At 39.0% G+C, this 12,871-nt stretch carries 9 protein-coding genes; all 9 read right to left on the reverse strand.

Going from position 1 to position 12,871, the window contains the following annotated elements; genetic code table 11:
* Positions 1–69: 69 nt before the first annotated feature.
* The gene (locus tag OQX61_RS11785; RefSeq protein WP_265841875.1) at positions 70–639 is read right to left on the reverse strand and encodes a Crp/Fnr family transcriptional regulator; all 570 of its coding nucleotides are present in this window, start codon (positions 637–639) and stop codon (positions 70–72) included.
* A 286-nt stretch (positions 640–925) separates the two neighbouring features.
* A complete protein-coding gene (locus tag OQX61_RS11790) occupies positions 926–2,206 on the reverse strand; it encodes an alpha-L-rhamnosidase C-terminal domain-containing protein (RefSeq protein WP_265841876.1) in 1,281 nt (426 codons plus the stop codon).
* A gap of 439 nt (positions 2,207–2,645) precedes the next feature.
* Positions 2,646–3,191: an outer membrane beta-barrel protein gene (locus tag OQX61_RS11795; protein ID WP_265841878.1), complete on the reverse strand. Its 546-nt coding sequence runs from the start codon at positions 3,189–3,191 to the stop codon at positions 2,646–2,648.
* 38 nt (positions 3,192–3,229) lie between these two features.
* On the reverse strand, positions 3,230–4,405 hold the full coding sequence (locus tag OQX61_RS11800; protein WP_265841880.1) for a hypothetical protein: 1,176 nt from the start codon (positions 4,403–4,405) through the stop codon (positions 3,230–3,232).
* 4 nt (positions 4,406–4,409) lie between these two features.
* Positions 4,410–5,750: a redoxin domain-containing protein gene (locus OQX61_RS11805; protein ID WP_265841882.1), complete on the reverse strand. Its 1,341-nt coding sequence runs from the start codon at positions 5,748–5,750 to the stop codon at positions 4,410–4,412.
* Between the two features lie 3 nt (positions 5,751–5,753).
* Complete coding sequence (locus OQX61_RS11810; protein WP_265841883.1) at positions 5,754–6,389, reverse strand: hypothetical protein; 636 nt, start codon at positions 6,387–6,389, stop codon at positions 5,754–5,756.
* Positions 6,379–7,869: a RagB/SusD family nutrient uptake outer membrane protein gene (locus OQX61_RS11815; protein WP_265841885.1), complete on the reverse strand. Its 1,491-nt coding sequence runs from the start codon at positions 7,867–7,869 to the stop codon at positions 6,379–6,381. The genes OQX61_RS11810 and OQX61_RS11815 overlap by 11 nt, the downstream gene beginning before the upstream one ends.
* Before the next feature lie 15 nt (positions 7,870–7,884).
* Positions 7,885–11,478, reverse strand: coding sequence for a SusC/RagA family TonB-linked outer membrane protein (locus OQX61_RS11820; RefSeq protein ID WP_265841886.1), 3,594 nt, complete (start codon positions 11,476–11,478; stop codon positions 7,885–7,887).
* 216 nt (positions 11,479–11,694) lie between these two features.
* Complete coding sequence (locus OQX61_RS11825; protein WP_265841887.1) at positions 11,695–12,825, reverse strand: FecR family protein; 1,131 nt, start codon at positions 12,823–12,825, stop codon at positions 11,695–11,697.
* Between the last annotated feature and the right edge of the window lie 46 nt (positions 12,826–12,871).

Raw genomic sequence — 12,871 nt, forward strand, 5'->3', positions numbered from 1 at the left:
TAAAAGCTGAATTAAAGTTACCTTCCTAAAGGCTTCTGAATTGGGTCAAATGACCCAAAATCAAAATCCTTATCTTTTCATTCTGATTCTGTTTAAGGTTTTTCTGGATACTCCAATGTAGAAAGCGATGGCTTCTACGGGAGCTTTTCTGGCGATAAACGTAGCGTCTTTCAGGAGTAATTCGTAACGTTCGCTGGGTTCAATAGCGGTTAGGCTACAGATTCGCTGCTCTGCTGAGTAGTGAGAATCTTCCATCAGGTCCATCAGGAGAAAGTTGAAATCCGGGAATCTGCCAATGAGTGCCCTCACGCCCTGGTAAGTAATACTGAGCATGGTACTTCTTTCCATTACTTGTATATAGCCACCGAGGGGAACCTGCTTGAAAAAACTATGTATGGGCACCATGATTTCATTTTCGTTCCAGAACCAATAAGGGACCTTCTTACCATTTTTAACAACATAAGCCATGGCAGAGCCTTTTACAATGAACCACATCTTATTACAAATTTCTTCTGTACCCAGGATGACGCTATGGGCGGGGTAAACTTCTTTTTTGAGCATCCTGTTGAAATGCGTTTTGAGCTCATGTGTAGGATTTCGCTCGCGGGACAGTGCTTTGAAAAAACGTTCTTTTTCCATGTGATGATCATTGCTGGGTGATTAAAAAAAACTACTTCAGAAAATATCAAAAACTTGAAATCCACAATGGATTACTTCACTAAATTAGTAAAACAAATGCGGCTAAATCGCTGCTCAAGGTTGATTGTGCTGGGTTTACAGGGTAGTTGTTGGTGGTTTGACAGTTTTTTGTTCAATGTTTACAGCTGGCATAACAGGGGGAGACAAGTAACAGGAGCTACAGCTTTTGGGGAAATGAAAGCAAGGGGAAACCGGTAAGGCCATCATCCTGGCCGATACCCGTAAATCATAGTATCACTTCGTTAACAACGATAGATTCAATGCGCTGTCTGCCACTTTTCAGGGGATATACTTTTTTGTTCCAGATAAATACACCCTCTGTTTTTGGAGGAAGTTCAATATTTGCAGTCATACTTTCTTTGCTCCATCTTTTAAATTTGAAGCTAATGGTGCCATTTGGATGGGGCATAGTGGCTTCTAACTCTGTTAAATTACCGATAGCTGGTCTGATTTTGATTTTCCTGAAACCCGGTGAATCTGAGGTAATACCACAAATGGTAGCGAGGAAGTCATAATTTGGAAACTGACTCCAGCTGTTACGTTCTTCCGGAATGGAGTTTACCTTTTTGTTGGCCGAATTTAGTTCCGCATTACGAAATTGCTGCCAGGAAGCAATTGGCCCCTGGTATTGATCCGTTGTGTTCACCATTTTCAAGGCGAGGGTCAGGTAAAACTTGTAAAAATTGGACATCTGAATGATACGCCGGTCAAATAACAGGTGAAACATAATATCATCAGCTTTTTTATCGGCTACTGCGCCACTTAATATGGCCCAGATGTTTGCGTATTGACTGAAAGAAGTCTGATCGGGGTTGTCGGCAACCAGGCATTTCTCATAATTGTAACATAATCTGAGCGTGTTTCTGCTGATTTCATCGGCAAGCTCGTTGTAGTTTTTCGCGCAATCCGGATCTCCATAGGCTTTGAATAATTTCGCGGCCAGTTTTAAGGTGTAAGCATATTGGAAAGACATAATCGAAGACTGCCCATTTTGCGGATCGGGGGAAATTCCCCAGCCGTTATACTTATCCCAGTCTACATAATTCCACCATTTTATGGCACCCAGCATTTCCTGATCTCCGGTTAGTTGACGATCGTACCAGTCCAATATCCCCTGAACAGTAGGTAGGAGCGGGGTGATAAAGGCATCGTCTTTTCGGTGCATCCAGTAATCGTAGATCATGCAGATCCAGTAGAGAGAAAAGGTCGGGATGATTGGTAGGCGGCCACCCAATACGCGGGAGTTTGGCATGTACTCCGGTGTTTTCGAATTGTAGAAGTCCATGATCGCCTTTTTTAGCAATTTATCGTCGCCGGACAAATATAAGGCTTGAAGTGCCTGAACTCTGGTGTCGCCGGTATAAGTGAATTGCTCATAGTATGCTGTATCATAGCAGATTTTGGAGGCTAATTGCTGAATACTTTTGTATCCGCTAATCCAGATCCGCTTTAGGTTAGGATCATCGCATTTAAAAGTAGCACTGACAATTAAGGGTTGCTGATTCATTCTTTAGCTATGAATTAAGTTTCATACAATCTGTTTTTTTAATACTAGTCAAATACAGAACCGGGTTTTAAATATTTTAATTGGCTGATTTTTGGTTACCGGTAAAAGAGTTACCGGAGCCCGGCCATGAGGGAGACTCCGCCCCGGTTTTACTCTATCATCGGAACCGTTGATCTTTTCTATGTATTATCCATTTCATAGTTTATTATCTTAATTAGGGCTCATATAGCGGCGGATTTTAAAAGCAAGACGAAAACCCCTTATTCAATCCGTCGGTTCAGACAGTTAGACCTCCCAAAAAAAATACCGCCGCATACAGAGCCATTTCTTCATTTAAAAACAACATTTAAAAATACCGGAGCGGTGCCTTTTAAGGCTTTGCCCCGGTACGGAAGCAACGTTTACTAAAGAAAATCAAAAGAGTATTTGTGCTTTTATCTTATTTTCTTTTATAAAATTTATATGCAACACGTAGTCCGGCAAAGGAATAGTTTTTTGATGGACCTACATTGATGCCTTCATACTTAGCCAAAATGCTGATGCGTTTTGAAGGTTGGAAACCAATGCCCTGTGCATAGGTGAAATAAGTGCTGTGATCACTGTCTTTTCCGATATACCAGGATGCACCTAATTGTCCGGAAAGAAAGATTTTTGGAGTGATGTAATAGTTTACACCTGCCAGGGCAGGTAACATGGATAAACCATCTCCGCCATCTTTACCCAGGAAATAGAGGTAGTTGGCACTTAAGGTTACACCAAGCTCTTTGAGCACCATGTATTCTCCTTGTAGGGAAGCTCCCATTACAAATGAGGAGAATTTGGATACGTAAGCGGTTGGTATTCCTTCATCCAAGCCGACGCTGATTCTGAATTCATTTTTCTTTTGGTATGCAGTGGTATCTTTTTTAATTGTTGTAATGGTTTGCGCGGTTATTGATAATGAGAGCACAGCGCAAGCAAGTATGGTGAGTAGTGTTTTTTTCATTTTGTTTAGTTTATATGGTGATTATAGATTTGGATTGATTATTTCCAGGTGGTTGCTTTGTTCCAGTTGGCTTTTTCTATTTCAGTTTGGGTAGGAGGGTTAGTTGGTTTATCAACAAGGGAGATTTTGCGAATAGAGCCAAGGCTACAGTCTAGTACATAGATAATTCCATTTGGGTCAACAGCAACATCTATGTTATCAGCAAATGTAGTTGTAAAAACCGGACCAGGGACAAAGGGCCTATAACTCTCAGCATATTGAATTCCAGCAACAAGCCTAACCCAACCATCTGGTGTAATTTTGGTAACGATATGATTTTGGTCCACTATCAATACATTACCTGATTTATCTGCAATCATGCCTCTTATCCCATTGAATTGTGCAGACTCAGCAAGGCCTAGGCTATAGGATATGGGGCTTCCATTTATCTTTCCAGCATAATAGCTGACCATTTGATCAGTACTTATTTTGATAACTAACATATCATTAAGGCCTAATGAAGCCACGTAAATATTCCCGGTTTTATCTGTGCAGAGATTTATTGGACTAGCAATAACTGCTGTTGCAATTGGTCCAGTTATTGTTTTTGGTCCAACTTGAACAATTGTACTGACAATTCCATCGGCGCTCACCTTTCTAATCCCTTTTATATCGTTAAAGTAAATGTTATTAGAGGCATCAATTGCGATATCGGCTTGACTAATGAACTTAACTCCTGCGGTTGCAATCGGGCCATCAACATTACTTCGTCCCGGAGCGCCAACAAGCGTGCTTACAACTCCTGCTGGTGTGATTTTTCGGATGCATAAATTCGCTGGATCTGCCAGGTAAAGGTTATTTTGAGCATCGATGGTGATTGCATTATCTCCACCACCAATTTTTGCAGCTGTTCCTGTTCCATCCAGGTAGCCACCTATTCCATCCCCTACAAAAGTACTAACTACTCCATTTGGGGTTACCTTTCTAATCCTGAAATTTCCTTTATCTGCAACAAAGATATTTCCTGAGGCATCAATTACCATTGAAGTAGGTCTTTTAAATCCAGTTGCTTCACCTATTCCATCCCTGAAGCCGAATGAGCCCGAGCCTACAAACGTACTAACCATTAATTCCTGTTCTACTACCGGAGTTACATGAATCTCTTTTTTACAGCTGCTGAAGGCTAAAATTATTGCCAATAGATAGACTAACTTCATTTTTCTTTCTTTTTTCATTTTTTTATGGTTTATGGTTGATTTCTTTGAAAACGAGTTTATCGACGATTTGATTTTCTTCTTTTAAATCCAGGCCATAGACTTGAAGTGCTTTTCGAATCGCAGGAATATCTGTCCAGGAAGAGAATCGAAGTGCTAAATCAACATTGCCGTCATATCCTGATTGATCAAAAACGTAAGGGTTTTCAGTTTCCTGGTTTAGGCGATAAACCAGAGTTGATAGTGGAGTATCACGAAGTTGATTTAAATCTCCTGTCGTACTCATGTAGCTTTCCGAATCTTTTATTGGGCCTTTTGTTTTTATAGAGATGGTATTGTCAATTCTCTGGAGTAGGTATACTTTTTCTTTTCTTTTTTCCCATTTGACTTGTAAGCCCAGCAAATGATTTAAATCCTCCAGGATCGATTTGGCAATTTCTACATCATTCTGACCGGTATCCGGATAATTGGATTCGAAACAGATACCGTTTTTTTTGATCCAGTCCGCTTTGTATCCTGAGCCTGTCTGGTATTTGTATTTACCCGGATCCTTTACCTCCCATAAAGTTTGATTTTGACTTCCTTTAGGTGCATTTATGGATTCAGAGTGGTGAACTTTACTCAGGTTTATATAGTACAGGGAATATATCGGGAAATTCAAAAAGAAAACCCTCAGGTTTTTTTTTTCGTTATCTCTAACGATTCCTGACCCTCCGCTAAATACACTCATGTTATTGATGCTTTCGTTGTAATCACTAATTGCAGCATACTGAATGGGCGTATTTTTGAGGTTAATTTGATGACCATCAATTTCGAACAGTGCATTTTTCTTTGCATCAAATCGATCGAAATCCTGTTTGACTGGCCAATTGATTTCATCACCATCTAAGACTTTTTTTATGTTGGCTCCATCTACATATTCTCCATCAGTGATCGCAATTACTTTATTTTTATAGACCCAAACTTCATGAGGAACGGCCCGGTGTTTAAAATAGTCATTAAATAACGTGTCCTCAACAACAGATGGAAGAGATAGTTTTTTTGTATTCTTGTTCTTTTTCCAAAAGATTTTTACCAACTTTTCTGGCTCATTTGTAACGGGAAGTATTTTGATCTTACTGCCAAACTCTTGCTGCAGTTGCTCCATTTTTGGTAAGGCATCAACGCAGCCACCACAGTAAATAGACCAAAAATCAATAATGAGTAATTGATTTCTAAAGTCAGCTGTATTGATGTTTTTCTGATTTGAATTTATCAATTTTTGAATGGTGAATTCAGGTAAAGAGTCCCCAATACTCAAACTGTGTTGTGCATTTAGTTTTTGAACAAAAAGGAGGGGTAAGATTAAAAGGAAATGTTTTCTCATGGTTTAGTTAATTTCAGTGATGACAAAAAACTCTTTTTCTACCTTACTTTCCTGTGCGGTTCCATTGATGTCTATCATGGTTTTGATCAGACGTTTTTGATAACCGCATTTCACTTTGAATAAACGGCTCAAATGGTTTCTAACCAGATCCATGCTTTTAAGTGTGTTTTCAGGTAATAAGAGTTCGTAGCAATAGGCATTTTTGCGAAGCCAGCTTTTTTCTGATCCATATTTGGGATCATATCTGTATCTGGATGGGTCTTTTACTTCCAGGATGACCTGATCTGATTTAATTAAACCATAAGTCAGCATATCTGTAATGGAAAGGTTATACATTTTTATACGATGTGTTCCATGTACCCGGTCCATTTGAGCCAAAAAATTCATATTGAATTGCGAAACAATTGGCTGCACACCTTCACGATATCCTGTGAGCGCATAAAAATGAAGATGACGATTCTTGTTTTCTAATTGCTCTTCTTTCAATTTGAACACAGGTTTTTGATCCTCAAATTGATTTAATGACTCGTTCGCTGGAGTACTTTTCTGTTCCTGAGCATAACCTGAGGATTTTAAAAGGATTAACCCGATGAGCATCGCAGTTTTGTAAATTATCGTCTTGATATTTTTATCTGGCATTTTGTGCTAAATTGCTATTGTCCAATACTTCTTTTGGAATCAATAAGGTGAATTTTGGATCATTTGCAGGTAAGGTAGTGCTGGTTATGTTCTCTACCTTTACCGGGCTGGTGTTGAGTCCTGTAAAAGTGACATCCTTAGTGATTCTGATTGCTGGTTTTTTAAGTCTTCGTAAATCTGTCCACCTTAATCCTCTCATGAGCAATTCTTTTCTCCTTTCAGTAAGAATGGTATTTAAGGCAATATCGGGGGCAGTCTGCGCAGTCATATTTACATAAGTATTGGGTTTGTAACGCATGTTTAACAGAAGATTTATATCGTCAGCGGCTAAACCGATGTTACCCGCTCTTGCATAACATTCTGCACGAATGAGCAGGATTTCATCTACTGCAAGACCAGTAAAAAAAGTAGGAGTAGTGGCAGGCTCATAATTTCCTGAAAATCTAAAAGTGCCATCCTGAAGTGTAGTTGCAGTTTTTCCCCCGCTAGAGTTGGTTAAACTGATACTTACGGTATTGGGTTTTAGAAATATTGACCTTCTTAAATCATTGGTGCTATAAGCATCCACCAAATCTGGATTTATTCTTGCGATGCAGCTATTAGCCGTAGCAGAGCCAGGGACTAATATTGCGCCTACTACCGGGATACCAGCATTGTACCTGCTTATGACATGAAAAATAACTTCTTTGTTAAAACGCGTAAATGGAATAGATGTACTGCTGTTGTAATCCATTAAATCTTTTTTAATCTCTAAGGCTGCATTGGCATTAATCAGGGCATTTGGATAATCTCCCATAGACAAATAAGTACGTGCTAACATAGCATAAGCGGCGATTTTGTTCGGTCGGGTCGTATAGGTTGAGGTTTTTGGTAATAAAGTAAGCGCCTCTTGCAGGTCCTGTAGGATCCGGTTGTAGGTATCCTGTACCGTACCGCGGGTAGATTTAACATTGATATCCGGATCCAGCATGAGTGGAATGCCTGGATCCTGATTTGCGGTGCCAACTGTATATGGTTTGGCATACATCTGGGCTACCGTCCAAAAACAATAGGCTCTGTAAAACAGGGCGGCACCTCTTAATGCGTTGATTAGAGCGGGGTCGTCGTTTCCTCCTTTTAATTTATCCAGGGTTTGCAGTACCAGGTTTGCGCTGTTTATCACCTGGTATGGGTTTACCCAGTTCGGCAAAGAGGAAATTCTTTGGGCATTCGGATTCCAGTTGTACAAATCTTTTTCTTCTTGTGGGATGGTAGAGAGCTGCGCACTTGCTGAACTAAGGAAATAATCATCCGCAGAGATCTCCCCATCTAAAGGATATCCGGTATTCATTTTTGCATAATCATCCAGGAGTAACTGACAATCACTGGCTGTAGTCATAAAAAACTCGTTACTGCTCTTTTTGATGTCTAAAAACTTTTGACAAGAGGCCATGCCTAAACAGAGCAATAGTAGGGCTGATAGTATTTTAAAGGCTTTCATTTTTCTTAGATGTTTTTAAAAACTTGCGCTTAAACCAAAACTGTAGGAACGTGGATTGGGGTAATCATTGATGTCTGGATCAATCCCGAGTTTGTTTGCTCTCCACACTATACCCAGGTTATTTATATTGGCATAAAACCTTGGACTTTTTATAAAACCAATATTTTTTGTTAAAGTATAGGATAGGTTGATCTCCTGAAGACGGACATGATCTGCTTTGTACACATTAATTTCGGAGTTGAAATAAAAATTATCCCGGTTATCCGTAACTCCTGAAGCAACAGGAAAAACCATCGAAGGAACATTAGTTATTTTTTCATCTCCGGGTTTTTGCCAACGGCGACTATATTCCTCACCTTGTACCATGTTGCTATTAATAAGTAGAGAATACCTCAGTACATCATAAGGCGATCTCCGGGCGTAATACCCAAGCTTGTACATGAAATTGAAGGTGGCAGAAAAATTACCATACTTAAAAGTATTGAGGAGAGAACCATAGTAGACTGGTACTGAAGAACCAAAATAATGAGCGGTAGATAGTGGTGCATTTTTAATTTGGTTAAAAACAGCGAGGTTACCGGTAACCCTTACTGGATTTCCATCCACATAACCCATTGGATCTCCTGTTGCCGGATCTAGTCCTGCCCAGCGATAAGCATATAATCTCGAAAGATCGGCACCTTTATTATATGGTGGATTATTTGAGATTTGCTGACCTGCAGTATTTGGTTTGTCCGTAAATAGATCCGTTACTTTAACCCGGTTATAACTCATCAGAAAAGTGCTTTTCCAGCTAAATCTATTGAACTCCAGATTTAAAGAATTGATGCTGAAGTCTAATCCTGTACTCCTGATATCGGCAGCATTGTATTGTTGAAGTGAGAAGCCAGTGCTTGGATCTAAAGAAGTATTTGCAATGAGATCTGTTGTTTTTCGGATATAATATTCCAGATTACCGGTTATCCGGTTGTTTTTGGTCCCAAAATTAAGTGCAAGGTTAAAAAATGCAGCTTTTTCTGGCCTTAATTCTCTATTGGATCCTGTAGTTCTGGAAATAAAGGGTAGTTTGTAACCTACAAAAGCGGGTGGATTATAGGTGATTAATGGGCGCGAACTTATGGAAGGGTTCTGATTCCCATTATAGCCGAATGTAGCTTTCAACCCCAATGAAGGTAACCAGGCTATCCGATAAAATTCCTCTTTATTGATGTCCCATTTTCCGCCAACTGAAAAGTAGGCAGCACCATGTTCATTAGTGCCCTCACCAAATATACTGGAGTAATCATTTCTTATACTAGCGGATAAGGTATATCGTTTATTATACGTATAGGCCGCATTGGAATAAAGGCTAAATGTCCGTATTCTATAATCAGTGAATGATGATACATAGGGGATGATGTCGGTTGCTATTCCTATATTGGGATCTATAAATAACAGATCTGTTTCTACTCCAAAAGGAAGCGCATTATTCACAGCTTTTGTTTGTTCATTGTAGCCATAAAAATAGCTGCTGCTCATATTATTATAGGTTTGAGCACCCTCAATTCCCGCAATAGCAAGAAGTTCATGTTTGTCTCCCCATTTTTTATTGGCGTTTACTTGTGCTCTCAGGGTTTGGTTGTTAGACTTTCCGCTACCATTGTTTAATAAACCGCCAATTGGAATTGATCGGGTAAGCGTAGTTGGATTTGTGAATTTATTAATCAAATCTCTCATGATAAAGGAATTCTGCCCTCTAAGTTGATTTTGGTCGTCAAGTCCCCAGGCATTGTTGTAGATTACTGAAGCAGAGAACACCGGACTGAAATTATAGGCCGCGTTTAAGTTCAGATTCAGGAGTTGATTTTTGTATTTCACATAACTTTGTTTAATCTCATCCAATGGTTTAAAGGACATATCCAAAATTTGGTTTCCAAATTTATTTGCTAAAGCGTCTTGAAAGGCCTTTCGATAAGCTACTGGCACTGCAATTGGGTTGCCGGTATCATCTACTAATCTGGAATAGGGATAAATACCATCTCCGTTTATTATAGTCCCTCCCTGCTCATGCCGATTTTGTTGATTATATGAAATAATGGCATCCAGGCTCATGTTTTTTATGGGCTTCAGCGCAGCATTGTAGGTAATGGACATTTGGTTTGCACCAGATTCCAGTGTGTTATTTATGGTTTTGTTGTAATTTCCAGATAAACGATAAGCATAATTGTTTATCCCTCCGGAAGCACTTAGGTTGTAATTTTGAACAACAGCATTTCGGATGAAATATTTAGTATAATCTTTCCGGATATCGTTATTTCGTAAGGCATCTATCTGGTTTTTATATTGTTCATCATTGATTTTGTTTTTTTTCCATGAAGTCCAGATTTCAGCAACAGGTGAAATCGGGGCCTGGGCAATAATATAATCCGGCGGATTCGGAATTACCGGATCAGGAATAGTTTGTCCATTCAGGCTAAAATTATAATTCAGCTGTGCTAATTGTGCATCAATAAAATCGGAGGTACTCATCACTTTACGATAGAAGAAATCCATTTTATCACTTACATTCAAATTGGCATCGAAGGAAATTGATGCCGGCGTTTGAAAACGTCCCTTTTTTGTAGTAACCACAATGACTCCGTTTGCAGCTCTGGACCCCCAAATGGATGCTGCAGCAGCGTCCTGAAGTATATTAATGCTTTCTACATCATTTGGATTCAGTTTGTCTATTGAATAAGGGCTGGCTATTCCATCAATCACTACCAGGGGTTGCCCACTCACTGAGTTTGGATTAGTACTTGGTGCCGGGTTTAAATTGTTTTTCCCCCGGATAGTTAATCCACTAAGCGTCGGCGCTCTAAATCTTGAAGAATTGGTCGGGTACTGGACTAAGTTGTTGTTAAAATCGAAACCAGTGGTGATACCTTCTAATCTCTTCAGGAGATCAGGACTGGTACTATGCTCCAGTTGTTTTGCAGTAATGGTTTGAAATGAGCCTGTTGCCCGTTCTTTTGGCAGTGTTTGATAACCCGTATTTATAACGTTCACCTGTTTTAGACTGGCAGTACTCAAACGGAGCGTAATTAAGAATGAAGTAGTTGCTTGTATACCGGAGGCCTTAATTTCCTTTGTTTCATAGCCAACATAAGTAATGATGAGGATGTCTGTGGGATTTATTCTAAGGCTAAAATCACCATCTTTATTGGTTTTGGTTGATTTTCCTGTTCTTTTTATAGTCAGGGTTGCTCCAGCCAATGGTTGGTTTCCTTCATCCACTACTTTCCCATATATGATCACATCCGGAACAAGGTTGAGGTTTTGGTTGCTGAGGTCTTGTATCTCTCGTCTTATTACAATAATCCTGTTGCTGATTACATAAGTTAAATCTTGATTTTTAAGACATGCTGCTAACGCTTCCTCTAGCGTTACATTAGTTATCCTAACGTTAACTTTTTTAGCTGATTTTAATAGATTAACGTCTCCAAAAAAATCGTAGCCAGTCTGTATTCTGATTTTTTTAAAGATACTTTCCAGTGAGGCGTTTTTTTCAGATAAAGTCACTTTTTGAGCTTCTGATGCAAAGCTGATCTGAAGAAATACTGTAGTCATTAAAACAATAATCAGTTTCATAACGAACAGAAATTTAGTCATGTAGGCAGATTTCCTATATGATAATTTTGAATTAAAATTCATACATTTGGTATGTTTGGTTCTATGCCAGGTACTATTATTGTCCATGAACCGACGGGTACCAGGCAGGTTATTAAGTTGATTTTCTTGATTATAGCCAGACTTTGCCGGGGGCTGCATACCTCCGGCTTTTTTGGCCTTATAATGAGGTATAGGTTAGTTCATAAGCGTAATCCTCCTTCCTTCTATTTTGAAATTAATTTTTCCTGTTAATTGTAGCATTTTGAGTACTTCAGATATGTTTTTTGAACGTGATACCACTCCAAAGTACCTGGCTTCATTAAAGTTTCCTTCATAAATAACTTCTACATCATACCATCTGGAAACTTCTCTCATAATACTCCTCAGGTTATCGCCTTTGAAAATAAAATCATTGTTTTTCCAGGCGAGGTCTTTTTCCAAATCAGTATTTTCGATTTTAATGGTTTTTGAGTTTCCATCCGTAAATGCTGCCTGTCCGGGGTTTAATATTTTATACTGTAATCCATTTGAAACTTTCACTTTTCCCTCTGCTAAAGAAGTTTGGATTTCATGTTCATCCTTATACGATTTGATATTGAAATGAGTACCGAGCACTTCGATCGTTTGTGTTTTACTGAGTACTTTAAATACTTTCTCTTTATCTTTTGCCACTTCAAAATAAGCCTCTCCCTCCAGGCTGACTGAACGTTCTTTACCTTTGAAAGTACTGGGATAAGTTAAAATAGAAGCCGAGTTCAACCATACTTTGGTTCCATCTGGTAAAATGAGTTGATATTTACCTCCTCTGGGTGTTTCCAGCTTATTAATGACTGAAGTTCCTTTTGTATTTTTCTGCTGTTCGTAAATGAGTGAGCCATTGGATTTTCGAATGTTGATGCCATCTTGTATGGCAACCAGTTCTTTATTGGTTTGCTGGAGTAAAATTTTTTCACCGTTCCCTAAGGTAAGAGTAGCTTTGTTTCCAGCTGCTGCAACATCATTTTGAGTCAAAATAATAACAGAGGATTGGGATATCGGTTTTATATAGATATAGATGGTTGCCGAAATGATCAAAAATACAGCTGCGGTAACGGCAATTCCCGGCCATAATTTTTCACTAACCACAGTTGGTTTTTGAAGATGGGTATGGGAGGTTAACTTCTCCCACATCCTTTTGTGAACAATTGTAATGTGTTCTTGAGAAGGGATATAAGTACTGTTCTTTAGCTCTTGTAAATGCCAGCTCTCCAGAATGATCCGTTCTTCTTCCGAAGCGGTATCATTTACATAATTATGGATCAGTTCTTCTGGCTTTAATTTTTTCATTAAAATCTCCTTTATACTACTAAGTAAGTTTAAGAGAGATAAAGGC

The sequence above is a fragment of the Pedobacter sp. PLR genome, from assembly GCF_026239675.1.
Classification (GTDB): Bacteria; Bacteroidota; Bacteroidia; order Sphingobacteriales; family Sphingobacteriaceae; genus Pedobacter.